Origin of the sequence: Kitasatospora sp. CB02891 (genome assembly GCF_002803145.1) — a bacterium.
Classification (GTDB): domain Bacteria; phylum Actinomycetota; class Actinomycetes; order Streptomycetales; family Streptomycetaceae; genus Kitasatospora; species Kitasatospora griseola.
Window position 1 is genome coordinate 73,675 of sequence record NZ_NNBO01000018.1, and the last position, 26,702, is coordinate 100,376.

19 protein-coding genes and 1 riboswitch are annotated in these 26,702 nt (G+C 73.8%); of the genes, 6 read left to right on the plus strand and 13 right to left on the minus strand.

Annotated features, from left to right (window positions below):
• Positions 1-432 precede the first annotated feature (432 nt).
• Positions 433-1,383: a cobalamin biosynthesis protein gene (locus tag CG736_RS30885; RefSeq protein ID WP_100589443.1), complete on the minus strand. Its 951-nt coding sequence runs from the start codon at positions 1,381-1,383 to the stop codon at positions 433-435.
• 53 nt (positions 1,384-1,436) lie between these two features.
• Positions 1,437-1,519: riboswitch (cobalamin riboswitch) on the minus strand.
• Between the two features lie 290 nt (positions 1,520-1,809).
• On the opposite strand from CG736_RS30885, the gene CG736_RS30890 reads away from it, so the two are divergent.
• The 4 genes from CG736_RS30890 to CG736_RS30905 all read left to right on the plus strand — a co-directional run bounded on the left by CG736_RS30890 (position 1,810) and on the right by CG736_RS30905 (position 8,946).
• Entirely contained in the window at positions 1,810-2,304 is a 495-nt protein-coding gene (locus CG736_RS30890; RefSeq protein ID WP_232734293.1) for a hypothetical protein, read from the plus strand.
• A 384-nt stretch (positions 2,305-2,688) separates the two neighbouring features.
• A complete protein-coding gene (locus CG736_RS30895; protein WP_100589444.1) occupies positions 2,689-6,018 on the plus strand; it encodes a hypothetical protein in 3,330 nt (1,109 codons plus the stop codon).
• 101 nt (positions 6,019-6,119) lie between these two features.
• Entirely contained in the window at positions 6,120-7,232 is a 1,113-nt protein-coding gene (locus tag CG736_RS30900; protein ID WP_100589445.1) for an alpha/beta fold hydrolase, read from the plus strand.
• Between the two features lie 376 nt (positions 7,233-7,608).
• Entirely contained in the window at positions 7,609-8,946 is a 1,338-nt protein-coding gene (locus CG736_RS30905; RefSeq protein ID WP_100589446.1) for a hypothetical protein, read from the plus strand.
• 59 nt (positions 8,947-9,005) lie between these two features.
• Here the strand turns inward: CG736_RS30905 and CG736_RS30910 are convergent, their stop codons facing one another.
• The 9 genes from CG736_RS30910 to CG736_RS30950 form a co-directional block, all read right to left on the minus strand.
• Positions 9,006-9,884: a phosphatidylcholine/phosphatidylserine synthase gene (locus CG736_RS30910; protein WP_369880776.1), complete on the minus strand. Its 879-nt coding sequence runs from the start codon at positions 9,882-9,884 to the stop codon at positions 9,006-9,008.
• Positions 9,871-10,548 (minus strand): phosphatidylserine decarboxylase, encoded by a 678-nt coding sequence (locus CG736_RS30915; protein ID WP_043910107.1) that lies wholly within the window; start codon positions 10,546-10,548, stop codon positions 9,871-9,873. The genes CG736_RS30910 and CG736_RS30915 overlap by 14 nt, the downstream gene beginning before the upstream one ends.
• 437 nt (positions 10,549-10,985) lie before the next feature.
• Positions 10,986-12,188 carry an acyl-CoA dehydrogenase family protein gene (locus CG736_RS30920; protein WP_100589448.1) on the minus strand — a complete coding sequence of 401 codons (1,203 nt, stop codon included), beginning with the start codon at positions 12,186-12,188 and terminating at the stop codon, positions 10,986-10,988.
• Between the two features lie 135 nt (positions 12,189-12,323).
• Positions 12,324-12,821, minus strand: a complete 498-nt coding sequence (locus tag CG736_RS30925; RefSeq protein WP_100589449.1) for a MaoC family dehydratase — start codon at positions 12,819-12,821, stop codon at positions 12,324-12,326.
• Between the two features lie 3 nt (positions 12,822-12,824).
• Positions 12,825-13,784 carry a CoA ester lyase gene (locus CG736_RS30930; RefSeq protein WP_100589450.1) on the minus strand — a complete coding sequence of 320 codons (960 nt, stop codon included), beginning with the start codon at positions 13,782-13,784 and terminating at the stop codon, positions 12,825-12,827.
• Between the two features lie 19 nt (positions 13,785-13,803).
• Positions 13,804-15,828 (minus strand): protein meaA, encoded by a 2,025-nt coding sequence (locus tag CG736_RS30935; RefSeq protein ID WP_100589451.1) that lies wholly within the window; start codon positions 15,826-15,828, stop codon positions 13,804-13,806.
• Positions 15,828-17,198 carry a crotonyl-CoA carboxylase/reductase gene (gene ccrA, locus CG736_RS30940; RefSeq protein ID WP_100589452.1) on the minus strand — a complete coding sequence of 457 codons (1,371 nt, stop codon included), beginning with the start codon at positions 17,196-17,198 and terminating at the stop codon, positions 15,828-15,830. The genes CG736_RS30935 and ccrA overlap by 1 nt, the downstream gene beginning before the upstream one ends.
• Positions 17,199-17,568: 370 nt before the next feature.
• On the minus strand, positions 17,569-18,480 hold the full coding sequence (locus CG736_RS30945; protein ID WP_043910116.1) for a TetR family transcriptional regulator: 912 nt from the start codon (positions 18,478-18,480) through the stop codon (positions 17,569-17,571).
• A 194-nt stretch (positions 18,481-18,674) separates the two neighbouring features.
• Entirely contained in the window at positions 18,675-20,450 is a 1,776-nt protein-coding gene (locus CG736_RS30950; protein WP_100589453.1) for a 3-hydroxyacyl-CoA dehydrogenase family protein, read from the minus strand.
• A 384-nt stretch (positions 20,451-20,834) separates the two neighbouring features.
• Here CG736_RS30950 and CG736_RS30955 point away from each other — a divergent pair, with 384 nt between their 5' ends.
• The gene (locus CG736_RS30955) at positions 20,835-21,416 is read left to right on the plus strand and encodes a Uma2 family endonuclease (RefSeq protein WP_100589520.1); all 582 of its coding nucleotides are present in this window, start codon (positions 20,835-20,837) and stop codon (positions 21,414-21,416) included.
• A 64-nt stretch (positions 21,417-21,480) separates the two neighbouring features.
• Here CG736_RS30955 and CG736_RS30960 read toward each other — a convergent pair whose 3' ends face one another.
• Both CG736_RS30960 and CG736_RS30965 read right to left on the minus strand, forming a co-directional pair.
• Positions 21,481-22,968, minus strand: a complete 1,488-nt coding sequence (locus CG736_RS30960; RefSeq protein ID WP_100589454.1) for an MFS transporter — start codon at positions 22,966-22,968, stop codon at positions 21,481-21,483.
• A gap of 124 nt (positions 22,969-23,092) precedes the next feature.
• The gene (locus CG736_RS30965) at positions 23,093-23,728 is read right to left on the minus strand and encodes a TetR/AcrR family transcriptional regulator (protein WP_100589455.1); all 636 of its coding nucleotides are present in this window, start codon (positions 23,726-23,728) and stop codon (positions 23,093-23,095) included.
• Between the two features lie 203 nt (positions 23,729-23,931).
• Between CG736_RS30965 and CG736_RS30970 the strand changes: the two genes are divergently transcribed.
• Entirely contained in the window at positions 23,932-25,242 is a 1,311-nt protein-coding gene (locus tag CG736_RS30970) for a glutamine synthetase family protein (RefSeq protein ID WP_100589456.1), read from the plus strand.
• Positions 25,243-25,465: 223 nt separating this feature from the next.
• On the opposite strand, the gene CG736_RS30975 is transcribed toward CG736_RS30970, so the two are convergent.
• Positions 25,466-26,668, minus strand: a complete 1,203-nt coding sequence (locus CG736_RS30975) for a hypothetical protein (RefSeq protein WP_100589457.1) — start codon at positions 26,666-26,668, stop codon at positions 25,466-25,468.
• Positions 26,669-26,702 lie beyond the last annotated feature (34 nt).

A 26,702-nucleotide genomic window follows, 5' to 3' on the forward strand; every position in this document is an offset into this window, starting at 1 on the left:
CGAGAACAGCAACAGAGGAAAGCGGACGAACCGCGCACTCGCCCACGGCGGCCGCAGGTGCTCCGCTCCACGAGCGCCCGGGGCGCGAGGAACTGCGCGCGGCAGAAGAAGACCTGCCGAAGCCTCCCGGCGCTGCGGCACGCTGCCCCGTCCACTCGTCCGCGAGTGTCCCGCTCCGCGAGGAACGCGGTGTGCCGAGTTCGCGCTGCGCGGCCCGCCCGGGTGCCGACTTCTCGCCCGGCGAGCGCCAGGGGCACGAAGAACTGCGCGCAGCGGACGAGGACATGCCGAAGCCGTCAGGTACCGCCGCCGGTCGTGCGGCCCACTCGCCCGGCACCGCGGCCCGTTTCACGGCTGGTCCGTGCGCAGCACGCCCGTCCTGCACGGGCGGGGGGCACCAGGACCGGCGAAGGGCTGCGTCCGGGGACGCGGTCACCTGGGCCGCCGGGCGCGGAGGGTGAGGGCGGTGATTCGGGCGGTGGTGGTGACAGCGAGGGCCAGGGCGGAGACGCGGCGGGAGAGGCGGCAGGCGCGGTCGATGTCGCGGGCGGCGACCGGGGGGTGGTCGGCGCCCAGGACCGGGCGGTGCTCGACGCGGTCGCCGTAGCGGAGGGCGCCGCCGAGTCGGACGCCGAGGGCGCCGGCGAACGCGGCTTCGGCCTGGCCGGCGTTCGGGCTGGGGTGGGCGGAGCCGTCGTGGCGCCAGACGCGCCAGGTGCGGGCGGGGGAGTCGGAGGCGGCGACGGTGAGCAGGGCGGTGAGCCGGGCGCCGGGCCAGCCGGCGACGTCGTCGAGCCGGGCCGAGGCCCAGCCGAAGCGCCGGTACCGCTCGGACTTGTGGCCGACCATCGCGTCCAGGGTGTTGACGGCCCGGAAGGCCAGCAGCCCGGGGACGCCCGCGATGCCGCCCCAGACCAGGGCGTTGACGACCGCGTCCGCGGTGTTCTCCGCGACGGACTCGACCACCGCCCGGGCGATCTGCTGCTCGTCCAGCCCGGAGGGGTCGCGTCCGCACAGGTGCGGCAGCCGCTCCCTGGCGGCGGTCAGATCACCGGCGGCCAGGGAGTCCCCGATGGCCCGGGCCTCCCGGGTGAGCGACGTCCCGCCGAGGACCGTGAACGTCGCTCCGGCGGTGAGTGCCGCCGCAGCGAGCGGCGAACGACGGACGGCCCGCGCGGCGAGTGCCGCTCCGCCCGCGACCGCGCCGACGGCGAGCCCCGTGTACACCGCCCCGACGGCGCGACGGTCGCGCCACAGCCGGCGTTCCAGCCGGCCCGCGGCGGTGCCGAACAGGGCGACGGGGTGTCCGCGTCGGGGGTCTCCGAGCCGGGCGTCCGCGAGGAATCCCGCGACCGCGCCCACCAGGTACGGGGCAGCCCGCATGGCGTTGTGTCCTCACTCAGGGTCCGCGCCCTGGATCGACGGAACGGGGGCCAGAGTCTCCTGACTTCCGGTCACCCCCGCGCGGGATGTCCGGTCACAGTGGCGGGACCGCGCCGGACTCGCACCGGCTTCCTCTGCTTGCCTCCGTTTGGCCCGAAGATCCCACCACGCCCGCTTCGCGACAGTCAACCGAGCCGACGGAGGGTTTGGTCACACACCGTCGCGCGCCCCGGCGAGCGCCCCGCCGAAGGCCCGTCCAGGCCCGGGCCCGAGGTCGGAGGGCGCGCACGGGTCCTCAACAGGACCGCCCCGGCGATTGCCTGAGGCTGTGTTGGTACCGTCCATGAACTCCGGCCGTCGCCCGACGGGTTCCGGGCTGCCACTGCATTTCACCGGCCCGGACGGGCGGGAGATCGAGGAGACACCGTGCGACAGCTGGTCCGGCGAGCCGCGTCGGTCGTCGTGGGGACGGCCGTGCTGGCGGGGGTCTCGGGGTGTGCGGGTTCGAGCGGTGCTGTCGCCGGGGTCTCCGTGACCGAGGACGGGCGGCCGTTGGGGGTGCTGATGGTCTGTGGGCAGCGGATCGACGGGGCGAGCCTCTACACCAGTGAGGGCAGCCACACGGAGACGGTCGGGGAGTGGACCGCCAGGTCGGCGCTCGGGCCCGGGCTGAGCACCTGGGCGTTGGACGCGCCTGCCGAGGGCTGGGAGACGGCCAGGTCCGCCGCCCCGCTCGACGCCGGGACCACCTACCACCTGCGCGGCTGGACCAAGGACGACTCCCGGTCGTCGACTGCTGTCGACTTCACCCCGGAGGACCTGGAGCAGCTCGCGCCGGGACACGTCCGCTACTACGGGCCCACCTCCACGCTCACCGTCCCCGTCGCGGAGTTCGAAGCCACGGCCTGCAAGAAGCACTGACCCCGCTCGCCGCGCGCGCACGCCGCGAACTTACGGAAACGGGCGGCCGGTTCGTTCCCCGCGTGCTCCTCGGCCCGGCGCGCCACGGCCTCCAGCATGGACAGCCGGCCGCCCGCCCCCACGGCCGCCCCTCTGGTCGGGTCGACCAGGGACCGCAGCGCAGCGCTCGATCGGCGGGTCGCTGCGCCCGCGCGCTGCGGGGAGCTCGGGTGAAAGCCTGCCGGGAGACGCTTCAACTCCCTTCCAGGGATGCTCTGTTGGCGCACGGAAGGGCGGATCGCACCGCGCCTGCCGGGCGTCGCCGCTGCCGCACCGCCCGGAACGACGGGGCGACAGCGGGGGCGACTGGTGCCGGGCCCGGTCGGCCGGTAAGAATCACGCACGATGATCCACACGATCCACACAATCCACGCCGCTTCCTCCGCCGACCGCCTGCTCGCCGCCGTGGAGCCACTGCCCCACGCCGAGCGACTGCGGACGGTGGCCCGCACCGCCCACGCCCTCGCCGCCACCGGCGAACTCGCCGCCCTGCTCGACGAGCTGGAGGACCACGGCACCTACGGCCGGCGGCTGGCGGCACTCGCCGCCCAGGCCGGGCGGCACACCGTCCACCTCACGGCCCGCCTCGCCGACCCCGATCCGGTGGTGCGCCGGTACGCGCAGCGGGCGATCCGTCGGCTGCCGGTGCCGGACGAGGCGGTGGAGCGGGCGGTGCTCGCCGCGCCCACGGCCGTCCGGGGCGAGCTGGTCGGGGCGGTCCTCCGCTCGGGGCGGTCGGATCTCGCGGAGCGGCTGGTCACGGCGCTGAGCCGCAGTCACGGGCCGGTGGCCGCCGCGCCGCTGCTGCCGCTGTGCTCGCCCGGGTTCGTGGCCGTCGAACTCCCGGCCTTCGTGCACGCCGTAGCCGTCACGGCCGCGCTCGGGCACCGGCATCCGCAGGCCGTGCTGGACGCGGTCGAGCCCCAGCTCGCCGCCCGGGCGAGCCGGCGCGACGCCTGGGCCCGGCACGCCCGGGGCCTGGCCGCCGCCGCCCGGCACCGGCCGCTGCGGATGCTCGACCTGCTGGAACGGTGGCACGGGGGCAGCCTGTCGAACCCGCTGCGCGACCGCCTCGCCGACCTGGTCGACGCCGACGCCGAGCGCACCGTCCGGCTGCTGATCACCGCCGGTCGGAGCCGGCACGACCCGCCGCTGCGCCGGGCCGTCGCCCGCCGCCTGGCCGCGGCCGCCCCGCCGTCGCTGACCGAGCTCGCCCACCAGGGCGTCGGCCACGACCTGGAGCTGCTGCGGGCGCTGCCGCCCGGGCGCCGCACCGCGTTCCACGACGCCGCGCATGCCGACACCGGCCGCCGGTGGGCGGGCCACGCCGATGCGCTCGCCCTGCTGCCCGCCGCCGACCGGTACGTCCGGGCCCGGGCCGAGATCGACCGCCTGTGCCGGGCGACGGACGGGGGCGACGACAGCGCCGACCGGCTGATCGCCCTGCTGCCGCCCGAGGAGGCCCGGCCCCAGCTGCTCGCCGGGACCGGCGCCCCCGACCCCGAGGACCGGGCCCACGCCTGGCGTCTGCTGATCCGCAACGCCGGCCTCTCCGGCGACCCGGCGGCCGTGCAGCAGCTCCTGACGCTCACCCGCCGCCTGCGCAACGAACAGGACCTGGTCCGTCGGGCCGCGCCCGCCGCCCTCGTCGAACTGTCCCGGAGCCTGCGGGACGAGCACGCGCCCGACCTGCACCGCCTCGCCGAGGACGCGCTCACCGCCCGCGACTGCTCCGACCGCACCCGCGCCGCGCTCACTGCCGCAGCCGTCGCCGTCCTCGGGCGCCACCACGCCGGGACGGCCCTCGCCGACTGGGCCGGCCACGTCCTGGAACGCACCGGCGCGCCCGGCCTGGACCTGCCGCGAGCCAGCGAACGGGCCGTCGTCGAGGCCCTCCGCCCGTCCCTGCACCGCTCGGCCGCGACCGCCGACGCCACCCTGCTGCTCGCCGTCGCCGAGGCGGCCGGCCCTCGGACCCGGCGCAACCTCGCCGACCTGCTGATCCGGACGGTGCGCGGCGGCAGCGATCCGGCCGCCCGCCGCGCGACGGCCCTGCTGCCCGTCGACCCGGCCGCGCTGCCCGACCTGCTCGCCCTCCTCGACCTGCTGGAACGCGACGCCGCCCAGGCCGGGCCCGGCGCCACCGGCCGCAGCAAACGCCTCGACGGCCTCACCGCCGCCCTGGCCGCCGTCCGCACCGACCTGGTCGACCGCCTGCTGACCGCCCCGACCCCGCCGGACACCGCCACCGCCGACCGCTGGACACCCCGTCAGCAGCAGGCCGCGGCCGCCGGGCCGGCGGCCGTCGCCGACGACCCGCAGCGCCCCGTCGAGGAGCGCGCCGCGGCGCTCCGGGCCGCCGCCCGAATACCCGGCCACGGCGCGGCCCTGCTCCGCCGCTGGGCCGGCCACCCGGACACGGTGCTGGCCGAGACCGCGCTCGCCGCCCTGCCGACCGCCGACGACCCCGCCGCCGTGCTGCCCGACCTGCTGGCCCGGGCCGCCGGCGACCGCGCCCGGGTCGCGCTGCACGCGGCCGACCGCGCCGCCCGCCACACCCCGCCCGGGACGCTCGCCGCCCTGCTGCGCCCGCCGGCGCTCGGCGACGCGCCCGCCAGGATCACCAGCCGCAAGCAGGCCGTCCGCCTGGCCGCCCGCCACCTGCCCGCCGAGGCCGCCGCGACCCTCCTGCTGGACGCCGTCCGGGCCCCGGACGGGCACCCGGACGTCCGCACCGCCGCGCTGGCCGAGACCCTGCACCGGCTCGGCGACCGCCGGGCCGACGACACCCCGGCGCCGACCGGCGAACTGCGCTGGGCCCTGCTCGCCGAGATCGCCGCCCACGGCACCCCCGACCAGCGTCGACGGCTCACCGAAGTCGACCCGCACCGCCTGCCGCCCGCCGACCACCCCCGGTACGCCGAACTGGTCGCCGGCCTGCTGGAGAGCGGCGACCGGTCGGTCGAGGACGCCGCCCGCACCCGCCTCGCGGACCTCGCCGGGCACGTTCCGCAGGCGGTCGCCGGGCTGGCCCGGACCGTCCTCGATCCGGACGACCGGCACCGCTGGGAGTCGGCCGCCGAGACCCTCGCGGTGATCGCCCTGGGCGACACCCCGCACCCGCTGGGCGGCTGCGCGCCCGGCAGCGTGCTCAGCGGCGTGCTGACCGCTCTGGCGGCGTCCGTCGGCGCGGGGGAGGACCGGAGCCGCGAGCGGCTGGCCCGGTTGCAGAACCGGCTGTTCCTCCACTCCTGGAACAACCCGAATGCCGCGGCGGTGTGCCGGGCCGCCGCCGCCGTCCTGCTGGTCGAGCCCGCGCTGCGCCGGCCGGCCGTGGAGCTGCTGGTCGGGGCGGTCGACGTGAGCGCCGAGGACCTGGGCGACCGGCTGGTCCGGCTGCTGGCGGACCGTCCGGCGCTCGCCGTGCGGGCCGCCGAGGAGCTGGGCCGCAAGGCGCAGTACGGGTGGGCGAGGACCGCCCCCGCGCTGGCCGCCGCCCGCCGGCTGGCCCCGGACGGCTCGTTCGCCGGCGGCGTGCTCGCCGTCGCCCTGGCCCGGGCCGGCGCCCGCGACCGCTGGTCCGAGCCGTGGCGGGCGCTGTTGCACGAGCTGCGCCGCCACCCCGAGCCGGACGTCCGCGACGAGGCGCACACGATCCGCACCGACACCGACTGACCGGTCACCGAGCGTCACCCCCGGTGCCGTCCCGATTCGCCGAGCGGTCCGCGGGCGGGTGCACTGGAGGCACAGGACCCGCCAGCCCCCGGGAGACCGCCATGCGTTGGGGAACCGCCGCCGTCGTCGCAGCCGCCGCCGCAGGGACCGGAGCGGCGGCGTTCCTGCTGCTCGGCCGGAAGATGTCGGACCAGGTGGTGCAGCCGGGCGCGGTCGAACCGCCGCCGGCGGTCACCGTGCACGAGCTCGGCCCGGGCCGGGTCACGCTGACCGCGACCCCGGACACCGTCCGCCGCGGCCACTACGCGCTGGAGTGGGGCCTGGGCGGCCACGCCGTGGTCGGCGAGGTGCTCGGCTCCGGCGGCGGGACGGTCACCCGGCGGTTGGAGCGGGCCGAGCACGGCACCCTCGCCGTCGGCACCGAAGTCCGGCTCACCCCCCGGGTGCTGCTCGGCGATCCGCGCACCGCGCTCGGCCTGGACTACTCCGAGACGGCCGTGGCCGGCGAGCTCGGCGCCTTCCCGGCCTGGCGCACCGCCGGCATCCGCGGCACCTGCGTGGTGCTGATCCACGGCGCGGCCGCCGACCGCTCGCAGGCGCTGCCCGTGCTGCCGCTGCTGCACACGCTGCGGCTGCCCACCCTGACGGTCACCTACCGGGGCGACGCGGGCGCGCCCGCCTCCCCGGACGGGCTGGGGCACTTCGGCGAGACCGAGTGGCAGGACGTCGACGCGGCGATCCGCGCCGCACTCGACCAGGGCGCGGGCCGGGTCGTGCTGTACGGCTGGTCGGTCGGCGCGACCGTCGCGCTGTACACCGCCGCCCGCTCCGCCCGGCGGGCGCAGATCGCCGGACTGGTGCTGGACTCGCCGGTGCTGGACTGGCCGGAGTCGGCGCGCCGGGCGGCCGGCCGCGGCGGGGCGTCCCCGATGCTCGCCGAACTCGGCGCGCTCGCCGCCCAGGGCCGCACCGGCGTGGACCTGGCGGGCTTCGCCCGGATCGCGTCCGGCGCCGACCTGCCCGCGCCCACCCTGCTGCTGCAGAGCCCGGACGACCCGATCAGCCCGTGGGCGGCCGCCGAGCGGCTCGCGGCCGAGCGCGCGGACCTGGTCAGCCTGCACTCGGTGCCACACGCGCAGCACGCCGCGCTGTGGAACGCCGACCCGGCCCGGTACACCGAGGCGCTGCGCCGCTTCCTCACCCCGCTGCTGTGACCTCGGGAGGGGAACCGGAACCGGTCCCACCGCGTCCTGTTCCCGAACCCGTCGCGGAGCGATCACATCAAGCGCCATGTCCATGCCGGAAAGCGGAGTGGTTCGTCCCGCTTTGGACCCGCTTGTCCCCCCGCCGTTCGAACGGTTCGGACAATGCGCCGAGACAGCCCGGCAGTCGATGTGACAGAAGGCCCGTGCAAGGGGAAGACTGCACGGCGTGACGTCTCGGAACCCGCGCGACCGTGATGCCCCGCACCCGCCCCACCGCACCGGTGCGACGGTGACCCGTCTGCCCGGAACGGCCGTCGGGCGTGCGGAGGGCACCGTACCCGCAGCCAACCGCCGCCGGGTACCCGCCAAGCCCGGACGGGGCCGAGTGCCCGTCCCGGACGGCTTCCCCGCACCCGCCGAGCTCGCCCCGCTGGCCCGCCGGATGCTCGCCGACGCGGTCCGCGTCGCCCGCTGGGCCGGCGACCTCACCGAGGTCGACAAGCGCGGCGAGCTCCTCCCCGAGGACGCCCGCGCCGCCGGCCGCGCCCTCGCCATGACGGTCGGCGCCGCCGCCAACGCCTGGGGCCAGGCGCTGCTGGTCGGCCTGGTCGAGCTCCGCGACGGCGGCGCCGGGCCCGGCTGGCGGCTGCACGCCTGGGAACGCGACGACGAGGCCGTCGTCCGCGGCTGGTCCGCGCTGTTCGACGCCTGGACGCTGCTCGCCCCCGTGCCGCCCGCGGCGCTGCGCGGCGTGTTCGCCCAGCTGGCCGGCCAGGCCGTCGACCAGGCCCCGCAGCTGCTGTCCTTCCTGCACCTGGTGGACGGGCCGGTCGCCGACAGCGAGCTGCTCGAACTGCTCCGCCGCGGCCTCGACGAGCGCCGCCTCGGCCCCGGCAGCGGCACCTTCCCGCTCTCCCCGGTCCCGCACGCCGCCTCCGCGGTCTCCGCGGTCCGCGGCACCTGCCGGGAACCGCAGATCGACACCCCGCACTCGCCCGCCGAGGTGGCCGCCGTCCTGGACTGGATGCTCGACGGCCTGGCCGCCGTCGGCGCGCTCGGCCGGCAGGACGAGGCCGCCGAGCTCTCCCCGCTCGGCCACTGGGCAGTGCGCGCCAAGCTGGAGGAGATCTGCACCGTCGCGCAGACCGCCGCCGGGCACATCGAACAGAGCGCCCTGGAGCTGCTCAGCGCCTGCGCCGACTACAGCCCCGGCCCGGCCCGCGCCGAGTTCCGCGCCTGGGTCGCCGCCCGCCCCGCCGACCGGGCCGTCGCCGAACTCCTGGAAGCCGCCCGCGGTGAGGACGCGCTGGTCCGCGGCCTGGCCTTCGAGGCGCTGCGGGTGGTGGCCGGCTCCACCGCCGAGCAGGGCGTCCGGGCCGCCGTCGAGGAGGCCGTGCTGCGGCCCTACGCGCTGCTCTGGCTGGCCGAACAGCTGGACGAGGGGGGTGCCTCCCCGGCCGACGTGCTCGGCGCGGAGGACGCCGCCTGGCTCTGGGTGGACACCGCCGCCGCCGTCCTCGACCACGGCGAGACCGACCTGCTGGTCGGCCACGTCGAGGGCGCGTCGGCCGGCGAACCCGTCCGCCTGTTCCACCGCGCCCGCCAGTCCGGCCACCCGCGCGCCGCGAGCGTCCTGACGGCCGTCGCCTCGGTCCACCCCGACCCGGCCGTGGCCCGCGCCGCCCGCCGCAGCGCCTTCTCGGTGCACACCGGCGGGGCCTGAGCCCGGGTAACGCGAAAGCCCCCCGTTCGATTCGAACGGGGGGCTTCCTGCTGTGCGGGTCAGCCGCGGTTCTCGGCGCGGCGGGCGCGGACGACGCCCACCTTCTCGCCGACCTTGCGGCGGATGACCAGCAGCGGCGCCATCGCGGCCAGCGCGATCTGGGCGAGCGCGCCGATGTGCATCAGGGTGTCGCCGCCGGGCAGGCCCGCGGCCCAGGCCGCCAGGCAGCCGATGGAGACCACGATCCAGGCCACCGTCGCGGTGGCCAGCAGGCCCTGCGGCTTCGGGTACTCGATCCGGCTGACCATCAGGTAGGCCACGCCGAAGATCAGCAGCAGGCCGGGGAGGAACGGCGGGTCGAGCAGCACGATCGCGATGACGGTCATCGCGCCCATCGGGCAGGGCATGCCCTGGAAGATCCCCGGTCGCATCTTCACGGCCGAGAACCTGGCGAGGCGCAGCACCACCGCCAGCAGCACGGTCAGCGCGATGAACGCGGACAGCTGCTGGTTGGAACCGGACGAGACCAGGCCCCACACCGCGACGAAGTACGCCGGCGCGATGCCGAAGCTGATCAGGTCGGCGAGGTTGTCGAGCTCGGCGCCGAGCGCGGAGGAGCGCAGCTTGCGCGCCACCAGGCCGTCGAAGAGGTCGCACATCGCGCCGATCAGCAGCAGCGTCACGACGGTGGCGGCGCTGTGCTTGACCGGGGCGTTCGACTCACCGGTGAGGTGCGGCATCAGGATGCCGGTGGTGGTCGAGTAGATCGCCAGGAAGCCGCAGACGGCGTTCCCCAGCGTCAGAAAGTCGGCGGTGGACAGGTGCTGCGGGGAGCGGGGGGCGCGGAGTTCGCGGTCCCGCGCCCAGCGGCGTCGGCGAAGTTCGGTGGATTCCTCGTCACCGAGGCCCACGAGGGTCTCCGGATCAGTCACGGTCAAGGCGAGTCACCCCGGCGGTCGTCTTCTGGCCGACCGTGACGCCGACCTCGACGCCCGCCGGCAGGTAGGTGTCGACGCGGGAGCCGAAGCGGATCAGGCCGACCCGCTCGCCCTGCTCGACCTTGGTGCCGGCGTCCATGTAGGGGACGATGCGGCGGGCGACGGCGCCCGCGATCTGCACCATCTCGATGTCGCCGAGCTCGGTGTCGAAGTGCCACACGACGCGCTCGTTGCGGTCGCTGTCCTTGTTGAACGCCGGGACGAATCCACCGGCGATGTGCTCGACGGACGTCACGTTGCCGGCCAGCGGCGCGCGGTTGACGTGGACGTTGAGCGGGCTCATGAAGATCGCGACGCGGGTGCGGCCGTCCGGCCACTCGTCGATGGATTGGACCACGCCGTCGGCCGGGGAGATCACTCTGCCGGCACCGATCTCACGCTCGGGGTCGCGGAAGAACCACAGCATGCCCGCGCTGAGCGCGCAGGCCGGCACGGCCGCCAGGGCCCACTTGCCGGAACGCCGGGTGAGGGCGGTCGTCACGGCGGCGGTGGCCAGCGTGGGAACGAACCAGGGGGTGGCACCGCGCGCGATGGTGACGCGGGGACGCCGACCCTCGGGGGCGAATCCCTGGGCGGAGGTGTGAGAGGACGGGCTGATGGGCATCGAGGACCTTTAGTCGCGGGCCCCGCGCGGGGAACACAGAATGGCCCCTGGACGAGGGCCACCGCGGGGATCGAGTTGTCTGGGACGGCTGCTGTCCCGGTGGATGCTATCGGGACCTGCCGGTATCTGGGCAAGCCGCCTGCTAGTGGAACTACGCCTGCCTGCCGAGTCGGGCACCTGCTATGTGTACGACCGTAACCGGACCGAGTCCGGTTCCCCAAGAGGTCTCGGGTCACGGGTGATTCACGTCTCAGCGACACGCCGGTCACGGGCCGTGCACGGAAGCGGTCGCCCGGCGCGTACCTGGGGAAACGCGCCGGGCGACCGCATCGAGTGCCGTGCCCCGCCGCGGTCCGACTGACCAGGCCGGGGGCGGGCACGGCCGGGCCGGCGGCGGGCCCGCACGCCCGTCTTCCGGCCCGGTACGGGGGACTGCCTCAGTCGGCGAGCCGGTACTCCTCCAGTAGGCGGCGTCCCACGATCATCTTCTGGATCTCCGCCGTACCTTCACCGATCAGCAGCATCGGGGCCTCCCGGTACAGCCGCTCGATCTCGTACTCCTTGGAGAACCCGTAGCCGCCGTGGATCCGGAACGAGTCCTCGACGACCTCCTTGCAGTACTCGGAGGCGAGGTACTTGGCCATGCCGGCCTCCAGGTCGTTGCGCTGCCCGCTGTCCTTCTTGCGGGCGGCCATCACCATCATCTGGTGCGCGGCCTCGACCTTGGTGGCCATCTCGGCGAGCTTGAACTGGATCGCCTGGTGCTCGGCGATCTTCTTTCCGAAGGTGGTGCGCTGCTGGGCGTAGGCGATGCCCAGCTCGAACGCCCGGCGGGCCACGCCGCAGCCGCGGGCGGCCACGTTGACCCGGCCGACCTCGACGCCGTCCATCATCTGGTAGAAGCCCTTGCCGGGGACGCCGCCGAGGATCCGGTCCGCCGGGACGCGGACGTCCTGGAGCACCAGCTCGGTGGTGTCGACGCCCTTGTAGCCCATCTTCTCGATCTTGCCGGGCACGGTGAGGCCGGGGACGGTCTCGTTCGGCCCGAAGCCCGGGGTCTTCTCGATCAGGAAGGTGGTCATGTTCTTGTAGGGCGTGTTGCCGCCCTCGTCGGTCCTGCACAGCACCGCGACGACGCTGGACGTGCCGCCGTTGGTCAGCCACATCTTCTGGCCGTTCAGGACATAGAAGTTGCCGTCCTTGACGCCCTTGGTGGAGATCGCCGAGACGTCGGAGCCGAGGCCCGGCTCGGACATCGAGAAGGCGCCGCGCAGCTCGCCGGCGGCCATCTTCGGCAGGAAGTAGTCCTTCTGCTCCTGGGTGCCGTGCGCGTTGATCATGTGCGCCACGATGAAGTGGGTGTTGACGATGCCGGAGACCGACATCCAGCCGCGGGCGATCTCCTCCACCACCAGGGCGTAGGTGAGCAGCGACTCGCCGAGGCCGCCGAACTCCTCGGGGATGGTCAGCCCGAACAGGCCGAGCTGCTTCATCCCCTCGACGATGGCGGTCGGGTACTCGTCCTTGTGCTCCAGCTCGGTCGCGACCGGAATGATCTCCTTGTCGACGAAATCCCGCACGGTGGCGAGGATGTCCCGCTGGATCTCGGTGAGGCCGTCGGTCTGTGCGAGGCGTCCCATCGTGCGGCTCCGTGACTGCTCAAGAGGGGTGGGGTTGGGGGGCTCCGCGGCGCGTGGCTGCCGCGGAGCCCCCGGGAACCGGGTAGGGGCAGGGCCGATGACGGCGGCCCGCCCGTCCGGGGTCTGGAAGGGGCGTCAGGCCAGCGGCTCGGGGCGTCCCGGCTGCTCGCCGCCGCGCTCCTCGACGTACGTCTCGGTCGGCACCATCACCTTGCGGCGGAAGATGCAGACGACGGTGCCGTCCTGCTTGTAGCCCTTGGTCTCGACGTACACGATGCCGCGGTCCGGCTTCGAGGTGATGTTCTTGGCCAGGACGGTGGTCTCGCCGTAGAGGGTGTCGCCGTGGAAGGTCGGTGCGATGTGGCGCAGCGACTCGATCTCCAGGTTGGCGATCGCCTTGCCGGAGACGTCCGGGACGGACATGCCCAGCAGCAGCGAGTAGACGTAGTTGCCGACCACCACGTTCTGTCCCTGCACGGTGGTGGTCGCGTAGTTGGCGTCCAGGTGCAGCGGGTGGTGGTTCATGGTCAGCAGGCAGAAGAGGTGGTCGTCGTACTCGGTGACGGTCTTCCCGGGCCAGTGCTTGTAGACCGCGCCGACCTCGAACTCCTCGTAGGTGCGTCCGAACTGCATGGCTCAGCTCTCCGGGATCTCGAACTTGGTGGTGCGCTGCATGCCCGCGGCACGGCCCTTGCCGGCGATGACCAGGGCCATCTTGCGGCTGGCCTCGTCGATCATCTCGTCGCCGAGCATCGCGGAGCCCTTGGCGCCGCCCGCCTCGGAGGTGCACCAGTCGTAGGCGTCGAGGATCAGCTCGGCGTGGTCGTAGTCCTCCTGCCCGGGCGAGTAGATCTCGTTCGCGGCGGCGACCTGGTCCGGGTGCAGCACCCACTTGCCGTCGAAGCCGAGGGCGGCGGAGCGGCGGGCGACCTCGCGGTAGCCCTCCTGGTTGCGGATCTGCAGGTAGGGGCCGTCGATGGCCTGCAGGTCGTTGGCGCGGGCGGCCATCAGGATGCGCATCAGGATGTAGTGGTAGGCGTCGGCGCCGTAGCCGGGCGGCTGCTCGCCGACCACCAGGGACTTCATGTTGATGGAGGCCATGAAGTCGGCCGGGCCGAAGATGATGGTCTCCAGGCGCGGCGAGGCGGCGGCGATCGCGTCGACGTTGATCAGGCCCTTGGCGTTCTCGATCTGCGCCTCGATGCCGATCTTGCCGACCTCCAGGCCGACGGTCTTCTCGATCTGGGTGAGCAGCAGGTCCAGGGCGATCACCTGCTGGGCGTCCTGCACCTTGGGCAGCATGATGCAGTCCAGGTTGTTGCCGGCGCCCTCGACGACCGTGATGACGTCGCGGTAGGTCCAGTGCGTGGTCCAGTCGTTGACCCGGACGACGCGGGTCTTGCCGCCCCAGTCGCCGTTGTTCAGGGCGTCCACGATGGTGTGGCGGGCGCTCTCCTTGACCAGCGGGGCGCAGGCGTCCTCCAGGTCCAGGAAGACCTGGTCGGCGGGCAGGCCCTGGGCCTTCTCCAGGAAGCGCGGGTTGCTGCCGGGCACGGCCAGGCAGGAACGGCGCGGACGGAGACGGTTCACAGTCATTGGGGAGTTTCCTTCCGGGTCAGCTGGTCGCGGCGGTGGTCGCGGCCCACGGCTGAAGCCTGTTGGCCAGCCGGATCTCGTCCACGATCCGGCCGATGATGGTGGTGATGCCGAAGTCCTTGGGTGTGAACACGGCAGCGACTCCGGTGGCCTTGAGGGCCTCGGCGTCCGCTGCGGGGATGATTCCACCCACGATCACCGGCACATCCTCCACCCCCGCGCGGCGCAGCCGCTGCAGGACGTCCGGCACCAGCTCGGGGTGCGCGCCGGAGAGGATGGACAGCCCCACGCAGTGCACGTCCTCGGCGACGGCCGCGGAGACGATCTGTTCGGGCGTCAACCGGATGCCCTGGTAGACCACCTCGAATCCGGCGTCACGGGCCCGCACGGCGATCTGCTCGGCGCCGTTGGAGTGCCCGTCCAGGCCGGGCTTGCCGACCAGCAGGCGGAGCTTGCCGGCGCCGAGCTCGGCGGCGGTGGCGGCCACGGCCTCGCGCACGGCGGCGAGTTCGCCGCCCGGCTCGGCGGCGACCGCGACCGGCGCGCCGCCGACCCCGGTGGGGGCGCGGTACTCGCCGAACACCTCGCGCAGCGCGAACGACCACTCGCCGGTGGTGGCGCCGGCCCGGGCACAGGCCAGGGTGGCCTCCATCAGGTTCTCCTCGGTGACGGCCACCTCCTTCAGCCGGGCCAGCGCGGTCTGCACCGCGGCCTCGTCCCGACTGCCGCGCCAGGCCTCCAGGTTGGCCAGCACGGAGCGCTCGGACGCCGGGTCGACCACCATGATGGCGGTGTCCAGGTCGGCGGTGAGCGGGCTGTCCTCGGTGGTGTCGAAGCAGTTGACGCCGACGATCCGGTCCTCGCCGGCCTCGATCCGGGCCCGCCGGGCGGCGTGCGAGGCCACCAGGTTGGACTTCAGGTAGCCGGACTCGACGGCCGGGATCACCCCGCCCATCCCCAGCACCTTGGCGATCTCCGCCTCGGCGCCGGCCAGCAGTTCCTCGGTCTTCGCCTCGACCACGTGCGAGCCGTTGAACAGGTCGCCGTACTCCAGCAGGTCCGACTCGTACGCCAGCACCTGCTGGATGCGCAGCGACCACTGCTGGTCCCACGGCCGCGGCAGGCCCAACGCCTCGTTCCAGGCCGGGAGTTGGACGGCGCGCGCGCGGGCGTCCTTGGACAGCGTGACGGCCAGCATCTCCAGCACGATGCGCTGGACGTTGTTCTCCGGCTGCGCCTCGGTCAGGCCCAGCGAGTTGACCTGCACGCCGTACCGGAAGCGCCGCTGCTTGGCGTCCTCGATGCCGTAGCGCTCGCGGGTGACCTTCTCCCAGAGCCGGGTGAAGGCCCGCATCTTGCACATCTCCTCGACGAAGCGGACGCCCGCGTTGACGAAGAAGGAGATCCGGGCGACCACCTCGCCCATCCGCTCGGCCGGGACCTGCCCGGAGTCGCGGACGGCGTCCAGGACGGCGATCGCGGTGCACATCGAGTAGGCGATCTCCTGGACCGGGGTGGCCCCGGCCTCCTGCAGGTGGTAGCTGCAGATGTTGATCGGGTTCCACTTCGGGATGTTCGCGACCGTGTAGGCGATCATGTCGGTGATCAGCCGCACGGACGGGCCGGGCGGGAAGACGTGCGTCCCGCGCGACAGGTACTCCTTGACGATGTCGTTCTGGGTGGTGCCGGTGAGCCCCGCGATGTCCGCGCCCTGCTCCTCGGCGACCACCTGGTACAGCGCCAGCAGCCACATGGCGGTGGCGTTGATGGTCATCGAGGTGTTGGTGCGCTCCAGCGGGATCCCGTCGAACAGGGTCCGCATGTCGCCCAGGTGCCCGACCGGCACGCCGACCCGGCCGACCTCGCCGCGGGCGAGGACGTGGTCGGAGTCGTAGCCGGTCTGGGTCGGCAGGTCGAAGGCCACCGACAGGCCGGTCTGGCCCTTGGCGAGGTTGCGCCGGTACAGCGCGTTGGAGTCGCTCGCGGTGGAGTGGCCGGCGTACGTGCGCATCAGCCAGGGGCGGTCGCGTTCCTGAGCGCCCATCAGATGTTCCTGCTGGGCTTGTTGTTCCGCTCGTCGAGCTCGCGGAAGAGGTTGATCCTGTCGAGGTGCTTGGCGCGGAACTCGTGGTCGCGCACGCCCAGGCCCTCCTCGGGGGCCAGGCAGAGCACGCCGACCTTGCCCTGGTGCTTGTTGTGGTGCACGTCCAGGGCGGCCTGGCCGGTCTCCTCCAGGGAGTAGACCTTGGAGACGGTCGGGTGGATCTTGCCCTTGGCGATCAGGCGGTTGGCCTCGAACGCCTCGCGGTAGTTGGCGAAGTGCGAGCCGACGATGCGCTTCAGCGACATCCACAGGTAGCGGTTGTCGTACTGGTGCATGAAGCCGGAGGTGGAGGCGCAGGTGACGACGGTGCCGCCCTTGCGGGTGACGTAGACGGACGCGCCGAAGGTCTCCCGGCCGGGGTGCTCGAAGACGATGTCGACGTCCTCGCCGCCGGTGAACTCGCGGATCTTCGCGCCCAGGCGCTTCCACTCGCGCGGGTCCTGGTTGTTCTCGTCCTTCCAGAACTTGTAGCCCTCGGCGGACCGGTCGATGATCGCCTCGGCGCCCATGGCCCGGCAGATGTCGGCCTTGGCGTCGTTGGAGACCACGCAGATCGGGGTGGCGCCGCCGGCCAGCGCGTACTGGGTGGCGTACGAGCCGAGGCCGCCGCTGGCGCCCCAGATCAGCACGTTGTCGCCCTGCTTCATGCCCGCGCCGTTGCGCGAGACCAGCTGGCGGTACGCGGTGGAGTTGACCAGGCCCGGGGAGGCGGCCTCCTCCCAGCTGAGGTGCTTGGGCTTGGGCAGCAGCTGGTTGGTCTTCACCAGCGCGAGCTGGGCCAGGCCGCCGAAGTTGGTCTCGAAGCCCCAGATGCGCTGCTCCGGGTCCATCATCGTGTCGTTGTGGCCGTCGGGGGACTCCAGCTCGACCGACAGGCAGTGCGCGACGACCTCGTCGCCGGGCTGCCAGGCGTTGACGCCGGCGCCGGTGCGCAGCACCACGCCCGCCAGGTCGGAGCCGACCACGTGGTACGGCAGGTCGTGACGCTTCGTCAGCGGGGAGAGCCGGCCGTAGCGCTCCAGGAAGGAGAAGGTGGAGACCGGCTCGAAGATCGAGCTCCACACGGTGTTGTAGTTGACGGCGCTGGCCATCACGGCGACCAGGGCCTCGCCCGGGCCGACCTCGGGCAGCGCGACGTCGTCCAGGTGGAGCGACTTGCGCGGGTCCTTGTCGCGGCTGGCGAGGCCGGCGAACATCTGCTCCTCGTCCTTGTGGAGCGTCACGGCCCGGTAGGACTCGGGCAGTGCGAGGCCCGCGTAGTCGGCGGACGTGGCGTTGCCGCTGAGGATCGCGTCGAGAATTTCCTGCATGGCTGCCTCCGAAGGCGTACCTGTGCGAGGGACACAGGGCGTCTGGGGGAGCCGGGAGCGGACACCGGCTTCGCTGAGGGTCTGAGGGGTCGGGTACTGCGGTGGTGCGACGAAAGGGTGGAGTCGCAGGTGCATGCCCCCCGGGTCGGGGGACGCCGGACGACGGCGCGCCGAGGTGGGGAGCCGCGGCGCCGCGACCGGTGGCAACAAGGTAGTGGCACCCTGTGCCACTCGTAAAGACACGGGGTGCCAACTTCTTGAGTGAGTCAGGACACGCCGACCGGAGGGTTGGCGGGAACGCCCGAAGGCCCGCTCCCGGAACCGGGAACGGGCCTTCGATTCTGCTTGTCGCCTGCTGAAACTGCCTGGATTACATGGTGTTTCGGCCCGCCAGCGCGGCCCGGATCGAATCCACCACGGTCTCCAGCGGGGCGTCCGTGCGGGCCACTGTGATCAGTACCTCACCGCTCGGGCTGGCACTCAGTGCGCTCACGGCAGCGGAGTCCTCCGGCGTCACTCCGTCACCATTGGCACCGGGTGCCAGCGTGGTGCCGCGGCGGCGGGCGCCGCTCGGCGGGGTCGGCCAGAACGTTCCCCGGATCACCTCGAAGGAGTGGTCGAGCTGCGCCTCCACGTCGCCGTGCCCGCCGGCCCGCAGCCAGCGCCGCAGCACGTGGTTGTGCGCCGCGACCACCGCCGCCGCCGACACCTCGGCCAGCATCGAGTCGTCGTCCCCGCCGCGCTGCCAGCCCGGCGGGGTCTGCTCGGCCGCGTCGAACCGGCCCAGCAGGTAGCGGGTGAACAGCCGCTCGTACCGGGAGACCACCGCGATCTCCCGCTCGCGCAGCGCCGGGACCTGCCGGATCAACTGGTAGCGGGCCACCGACATGTCCGGGGTGGAGGCGTACATCCGCAGCACCTCCTTGATGCCCCGGCACACCACGTCCAGCGGGTGCTCCTCCGGCTCGGCGCTGGCCAGCAGGTCGGCCACCCGCACCAGGGTGTCGTCGTGGTCCGGGAAGATCGCCTCCTCCTTCGACCGGAAGTACCGGAAGAAGGTGCGCCGGGCCACCCCGGCGGCGGCCGCGATCTGATCGACCGTCGTCTCCTCGTACCCCTGGGTGGCGAACAGCTGCATGGCCGCCGCCGTGAGGTCCTGGCGCATCTGCAGCCGCTGGGCGGCGGCCCGGCGACTGCCCGCCCCGGACTCCACCCCCGACCGCGACTGGTCCGGCCCGGCGGCCGGCTGCTGCTGCTGGGAAGGCGAGGTCTGGCGATCCATGTCCGGAACGCTACACGCCCCCGGTGCCGCCCCCGCCGGCCTGGCCCTGCGCACCGGCGCCGCGGGCGGCACCACCGCGGGCCGCGGCCACCGCGAGGAGACCGCGCCGGCACCCCAAGGGGGCCTCGGCGCAGCCGGGTTGACGCCCTCGCCGGGCGGCGGCCGACGGCCCGGCGAGGGCGCCGGACGGCCGGTCATCGCCGTGCGTGGTCGCGGAAACCGCGACCGGTCTTGCGGCCCAGGCAGCCCGCCGCGACCAGGTGCTCCAGCAGCGGCGCGGCCGCCAGGCCCGGCTCGCGGAACTCCTGGTGCAGCACCTTCTCGATGGTCAGCGACACGTCCAGGCCCACCACGTCCAGCAGCTCGAACGGGCCCATCGGGTAGCCGCAGCCCAGCTTCATCGCGGTGTCGATGTCGTCCACCGTCGCGTAGTGCTCCGCCAGCATCCGCACCGCGTCGTTCAGGTACGGGAACAGCAGCGCGTTCACGATGAAACCGGCCCGGTCGCCGCACTCCACCGGGTGCTTGCGCACCTTCGCGCACAGCTCCAGCACCGTCGCCGTGACGTCCTCGGCGGTCAGCACCGTGGAGACCACCTCGACCAGCTTCATGGCCGGCGCCGGGTTGAAGAAGTGCATGCCGATCACGTCCTGCGGACGGGAGGTCGCCGTCGCGCAGGAGATCACCGGCAGCGAGGAGGTGGTGGTGGCCAGCACCGCGCCCGGCTTGACGATCCGGTCCAGGGCGGTGAACAGCTCGCGCTTGACCGCGAGGTCCTCCGCCACCGCCTCCACCACCAGGTCCACGTCCGCCAGGTCCTGGTAGCCGCCGGTCGGGGTGACCAGCGCCAGCGCCGCGTCCCGGGCCTGCTCGGTCAGCCGGCCCTTGGCCACCGAACGCTCCAGCGACTTCGCCAGCTGGGCCTTCGCCCGCTCCGCCTTCTCCTGGCTGCGGGCCGCCAGCAGCACCGGGAGGCCCGCCTTCGCGAACACCTCCACGATGCCTGTCGCCATCGTCCCGCTGCCGCACACGCCGACGCTGCGCACCTCGCGGCCGGCCGGGCGGGCCTCGGCCGCCGCGGCCTCCTCGGCGACCGGCGTCGACGAACCCGGGGCCTCGTAGGTGTAGAAACCGCGGCCCGACTTGCGGCCCAGCAGGCCCGCCGCGACCAGCTGGCCGAGGATCGGCGCCGGGGCGTGCAGCCGGTCCTTCGACTGCTCGTACATCGCCTCCAGCACGGTGCGGGCGGTGTCCACGCCGATCAGGTCCAGCAGCGCCAGCGGGCCCATCGGCAGGCCGCAGCCCAGCCGCATCGCCGCGTCGATGTCCTCCCGGGTGGCGTACCGGGACTCGAACATCGCCGCCGCCTGGTTCAGGTACGCGAACAGCAGGCCGTTGGCGATGAACCCCGCCCGGTCGCCCGCGGCGACCGGCTCCTTGCCCAGGTCCCGGGCCAACTCGGCGACCTGCTCGGCCGCCTGGGGGGACGTCAGCACGGTGCGGACCACCTCGACCAGCTTCATCGAGTGCACCGGGTTGAAGAAGTGCACCCCCAGCACCCGCTCCGGGCGGGCGGTGGCCGCCGCGATCCGGGTCACGCTCAGCGCGGTGGTGCCGGTCGCCAGCAGCGTCTCCGGCGGGCAGATCCGGTCCAGCTCGGCGAACAGGCCACGCTTGAGCTCCAGGTCCTCCGGGACCTCCTCGATCACCAGGTCCGCCTGCGCGGCCGCGGCCAGGTCGTCACCGACCTCGATCAGTGCGAGCAGCGCGGTGCGCTCCTCGGCCGTCAGCCGCCCGCGGGCCACCGCCCGGGCGGTGGACGCCTCGATCCGGGCCAGCGCGCGCACCGCCCGGGTCGGACCGGCCTCCACGCCGATCACCCGGCGGCCGCTGCGGGCCACCGCCACGGCCACCCCGGCACCCATGGTGCCCAGGCCGACCACGGCAACAGTGGGGAAGGGACGCTCCATTGTCCAGACTCCTTGTCATGGGCCCGCGCCGACGGCCCCCGCCACCGCCCGGGCAGCGGGCGTGACAGGGGAGGGTGTGCCGACGGCACGGGAGAAATGAGGGGGAACGGAAGAAGAACAGCGGCGACCCCGCGGTACGGACCGGTCCGCTCCGGTTCCGTCGAGGGGCAGTGCCGTGGTGCTCAGGCGCTCCGACAGGATCATGAAGCGACGCCGACGCGCACACGAGAGAAGAGACGCAGCCCACCGGTGCGGCTCCCGAAGCCCGGCGCTGGCGCGTGCGGACACTGTAGCCCAGCTACTGGCGGGTAGGAAGGGGGAGTTGGCGGCAGGCCGGGTGTCGAGGTGCCCATACTGTGGCCGCAGCTCTCCAAGGAGGACACCATGGCTGTCATGACGACCGAACGCCCTCAGATGGAACTCGCCCAGTTCAGAGAGATCGCCATAACGGCGGAGCGGGAAGAGGTGGTGCTCGAGTTCATCAACGGCAGGATCGGAGTCAAGCCGGTGCCCGACGGCGACCACGGCGAAATCATCATGTGGCTGCTGGAGCGCTGCATGGCCCAGCGCCCGGACCTGCGGCTCTATCCGGAGCAGGGGCTGCAAGTGGCGAGCTACCGAAACGGATTGGCCAAGCCGGACGGTTCGCTCGCGCCCCGGCGCACCTTCGCGGGGCAGGGGGAGTGGGCGGACCCGGCCGGGGTGCTGATGGTGGTCGAGGTGACGTCGTACGATGCCGACGCCAATCGTCGCGACCGCCTGGAGAAGCCGCGGGCGTACGCGGAGACCGGAATCCCGGTGTTCCTGCTGGTCGACCGGGACGAAGGCTCGGTGACGGTGCACAGCGAGCCCTCGCACGGCCGCTACGAGAGCGTCGTGACGCTGGCCTACGGGCACGTGGTGCAGCTGCCGGAGCCGGTGAACGTCACGCTGGAGACCGAGGAACTCAAGGATTTCAGCCGCTGACTCCGCATGCGGAACGGCCCCGCCCGGAGGGTTCCGGGCGGGGCCGTTCGTTCGTGCTGCGGTGTCAGTGCGCCATGACCGGGACGGCGTCCTCGATCTCGGCGGCGGAGTCGTGGTGCTCGGGCTTGCCGGCGTTGATCAGGGTGAAGGCGGTGAGGGAGGCCAGGGCCAGGATGCCGACGGCCCACCAGATCGCGGTGGAGTAGGAGTGGACCTGGGCCTGGAGCGCGAACAGCTTCGGGTCGGTGGCGGCGGCCGCGTGGGACTTGGCCCACTCGGTGCCGGCGCTGTGGGCGACGGTGCTGAGCAGGGCGGTGCCGATCGCGCCGCCGACCTGCTGGGAGGTGTTGACCATCGCGGAGGCGACGCCCGCGTCGCGGGGCTGGACGCCGTAGGTGGCCAGGCTCATGGCGGGCATGAAGGCGGTGCCCATGCCGAGGCCCATCAGGATCAGGCCGGGCAGGATCTGCCAGTACGAGGTGCCGACGTCGATCCGGGTGAGGATCAGCAGGCCGAGCGAGGCGACCAGGAAGCCGGGCGCCATCAGGTAGCGGGCCGGGACCCGGGTCATCAGGCGGGCGCCGATCTGGGTGGAGCCGGTGATCATGCCGGCCACCATCGGGAGGAAGGCGAAACCGTTGACCAGCGGCTTGTAGCCCAGCACGCCCTGCATGTAGAGGGTGAGGAACAGGAACAGGCCGAACATGCCGATCACGGCCATGCCGAGCGAGAGGTAGACACCGCCGCGGTTGCGGTCGGTGAGGACGCGCAGCGGCAGCAGCGGGGCCTTGACCCGGCTCTCGACGAACGCGAACGCGGTGAGCAGCACGGCGGCGGCGACGAACAGGCCGATGGTGCTGCTGTCGCCCCAGCCCTCGCTCTCGGCGCGGGTGAAGCCGTAGACCAGGGAGACCAGGCCGGTGGTGACCAGCAGCACGCCGGGGATGTCGAGGCGGTTGCGGTTGAGGCCGACGGCGGGCTCGCGGATCACCAGGATCGCGCCGGCGAGGGCGACCGCGGCGAACGGGATGTTGACGAAGAACGTCCAGCGCCAGTTCAGGTACTCGGTGAGGGCGCCGCCCAGGATCAGGCCGATCGCACCGCCACCGCCGGCGACGGCGCCGAAGATGCCGAACGCCTTGGCGCGCTCCTTGCCGTCGGTGAACATGACCGCGAGCAGCGACAGCGCGGCGGGGGCGAGCATCGCGCCGAACACGCCCTGCAGGGCGCGGGCGCCGAGCAGCATGGAGGTGTTGACGGCCGCGCCGCCGAGCGCGGAGGCCGCGGCGAAGCCGACCAGGCCGACCATGAAGGTCCGGCGGCGGCCCCACAGGTCGGCGATCCGGCCGCCGAACAGCAGCAGTCCGCCGAAGGCCAGCGCGTAGGCCGTGATGACCCACTGGGTGGTGCTGTCGGCGAAGCCGAGGTCTTCCTTGGCGCGCGGGAGGGCGATGTTCACCACGGTGGCGTCGAGGACGACCATCAGCTGGGCCAGCGCGATGAAGAGCAGGGCCTTCCAGCGACGTGGATCCGGCTGGAGGGTTTCGGACATGGAGGTACCCACCTGTGTGTGCGAGAGCGTACGAGACGTGCGAAAGCGTGCGGTCGGCAGCCGGCCCGGTCGGGCGGTCTGCCGCAAGTCGTGCGTGCGGAGCGGAAGTCGAGCGCGAGGAAGGTCAGGCGCGCTGCGTGAGGTCCTCCAGGGTCACGGCACAGCCGGGCAGCGCGGACGAGGCGGCGGCGGTGCGCAGCCCGTCCAGCAGGAGCTGGAGGTGCCGGTGGACCAGTCGGTCCAGGTCGAGGCAGGCGGTGCCGGGGAGCGGTCGGGTGAGCTGGGAGACGGCGACCACGATGTCGCCGGCCCCGATGTCGGCGCGGAGCAGCCCGTCGGCCTGCGCGCGGAGCACCAGGTCGTCGGTGGCCTGCTTAATCTCGGCGCGGGCGTCGGCGAGTTCGGGGTCGTTCGGGTCGATGGTGCCGGACAGCAGGGAGCACAGCGCGCCGATCCGTTCGTCGGCGGCGGCGTGCACGAAGCGGCTCAGCGCGGCGAAGGAGTCGGGCTCCTCGGCGGTGGCCGCGTGCGCGTGCGCCACGATCCGGTCGATGACGGCGAGCGACACCTGGTGGATCAGGGCGCGGCGGTCGGCGAAGTTCCGGTAGAGCGTGGCGTTGCCGACGCCGGCCCGGCGGGCGATCTCGTCGAGCGGGGCCATCGCCCCGTACTCGACGAAGGCCTCGCGGGCCGCGGCGACGATCAGTGCGCGGTTGCGGGTGGCGTCCGCGCGCCGGCGGGGAGCGGCGACGGTGGTCATGAGTGCGGTGCTCCCTTCGACCGGCGGGCGGCGGAGAGTGGGGAGGTATTCCCCGGTTCTGCTTGGACAGAGGTTCAAACGGGGACTCGGTCCCCGGAATTTCATCTTTTTATGTGAGCTGCGTCACATTCAGGTTTGCACGGACGAGTGACGTCTCGGCGGGGTCGCCCGCGCGCCGCATCGCCGCAGGCCAGCATGGGCGCATGAGCACCGTGAAGCCGCGCGCCGAGCGCGCCGCCGAGGCCCGGTTGGCCGCCACCAGGATCGAGGCCGAGGGCGTCGACGGGGTGATCGTCGGCTGGGTCGACAACTCCGGCGTCACCCGGGTCAAGTCCGTGCCCGTCCGCGGCCTGGAGAGCGCCGCCCGGTGGGGCGTCGGCGCCGCGCCCTGCTTCGACGCGTTCCTGGTCGACGACTCGCTCGCCCCGTCCGGCAGCCCGGTCGGCGACCTGCGGCTGGTGCCCGACCTGGCCGCCCTGCACCGGCTCGCCGCCCAGCCCGGCTGGGCCTGGGCCCCCGGCGACCGCTGGACCCAGCAGGGCGAGCCGCACCCGGGCTGCCAGCGCCGGTTCGCCCGCCGCACCGCCGAGGCACTCGCCGAGCGCGGGCTGACGGTGCAGGCCGGCATCGAGGTCGAGTGGATCGTCGAGGGCGGCGAGGCCGGCCCCGCGTACGGCATGCGCCGCCTGATCGGGAACAGTGACTACCTGCGCGACCTGCTGCGCACGCTGCGCGAGCAGAAGGTGACGGTGCTCCAGCTGCACCCCGAGTACAGCGACGGCCAGTTCGAACTGTCGGTCGCCCCCGGCGGGCCGGTCGAGGCCGCCGACACCGCCCTGCTGGTCCGGCACACCGTGCAGGCCGTCTCGCTGCGGCACGGGCTGCGCGCGAGCTTCGCGCCGCTGGTCGCCGCCGACGGCGTCGGCAACGGCGGCCACCTGCACCTGAGCCTGTGGCGCGACGGCCAGAACCTGGGCCACGGCGGCAGCGGCCCGCACGGCCTCACCCGGGAGATGGAGGCGTTCCTCGCCGGGGTGCTGGCCGAACTGCCCGCACTGCTCGCGCTCGGCGCCCCGTCGGTGGCCAGCTACCTGCGGCTGGTGCCCGGCCACTGGTCCGGCCCGCACCGCTGCTGGGGGCTGGAGAACCGGGAGGCCGCGCTGCGGCTGATCACCGGCTCGGCCCCCGAGCAGGCCAACGCCGAGGTCAAGTGCTTCGACGCCGCCGCCAACCCCTACCTGGCGGTCGGCGGCGTGCTGGCCGCCGGCCTGGCCGGCCTCGGCGACGCGCTGCGACTGCCCGCCGAGACCACCGGCGACCCCGACGGCGTCGCCGAACGGCTGCCCGCCACGCTCGGCCAGGCGGTGGAAGCGCTGCGCAAGTCCCAGGTGCTGCGCGCCGCGATGGGGGAGTCGCTGTGGCAAGCGGTGATCGACGTCCGGGAGGCGGAGATCGCCCGGTTCGCGGACCGCCGCCCGGCGGAGATCATCGAGGCGGTCCGCTACCGGTACTGACGCCCCGTCAGCCGAGTGAGCGGTCCGGCAGCGCGAGCGGGGCCGGCGCCTCGCGGACGCGCGGGGCCAGGTCGGAACAGGCCTCGGGGCGGTCGGCCCCTCATGCCGATCCGCTGCCCGGTGTGCCATGCAGCGTCGAAGGAGTCGTCGTCGGGGTGCGGACGGGCCCGTGCGCGGTCGGCCGTGTTGTCGTCCCGTTGCTCCACCCCGGACCCGGGCCGGGTCAGTCCGGCGCGGGCACCGTCCAGCCCGGGCAGCGGGCGATCGCCGTCAACTGGTCGAGGGTCAGCAGCGGCGCCCGGCCGGCGTCGGGGCTGCCCGCGCCCGCCGGGTTGACCGCCGTGACCCGGACCCGTCGGCCGTCGGGGCGCAGCACGTCGACGACCGTCTCGGTGGAGCCCTGAGTGCCGGGGACCGGACGGTTGGCGACGCTGCGGATGCGGGTGTCGTCCGGCAGCGTCGGGGCGTCGGCGAACCAGTCCAGCACCGACCGGTCGGCCGCCTCCTCCTGGAGCCGCAGGACGACCGTCCGGTCCCCGTCGGCCAGCGTCGCCGTCTGCTCGGCGCCGGCGGTGCTGGACAGCACCTTCAAGCCCGGCGGCAGCAGGTCGGGCCGCTGGACGGAGGCGTCGGTGGACGTGGAGTTCGGCATCACCGCCAGCAGCTGCGACGCGATGGTGCGCCAGCCGGGATCGGTGGCCAGCGAGGACAGCGCGGCGGCGCTCAGCAGCGGCTCCGGCCGGTTCGGGGCGCCCCCCCGGCGGGCCGCGTTGTGCGAGGTGGCGGTGATCGTCATCCCGTCCGCGGTGACCCACTCGACGGCGGTGAACCGCCACGGATTCGCGTCTTCCCCGGCGTACCGCATGACGGCCACCGTGCCGCCGTCCGGCTGGGGCGTCTGCCGGCACTCCAGCCCGGTGAACGGGGACTGGTCGCACGGCTGGATCGCCCCCCGGTGGGGATTGAAGACGCCCACCGACAGCAGGCTCTGTCCCTGGCCGTCGTCCAGCACCAGTTCCGCCCACGCCCGGTTCGTCGGGAACGCCGCCGAGCCCTGCGTCGAGCCGTCCGAGCGGACGATCCTCAGCCCCTTCGGCAGCCGCTCCGCCACCGCCGAGGCCAGGTGCGCCTCCTGCGGGATCCGGGCGGCGTCCGGCGGGTCGCTGACGGGCGGGGACGGGACGGGCGAGGCCGCCGGCCCCGTGCCGTTCGTCTGCAGGGCGGACGGCAGGACGGCGGCGCCCAGCCCGCTCACCGCCAGCACGGCCGCGGCCGCGCCCAGCGCCAGCCGGCGGCGCTGACGGCGCCGGCCCCGGGTCGCGCCGCCCATGGCCAGTCGCGGGGTGTCCGGGACGAAGCTCTCCCCGGTCTCGTGGAAGACCTGGCAGAGCTGGTCCTCGAAGTCGTGCTCGGGCAGTGCGGGCATGCGTGATCACCGTCTCCGGGGGCAACAGGGGAAG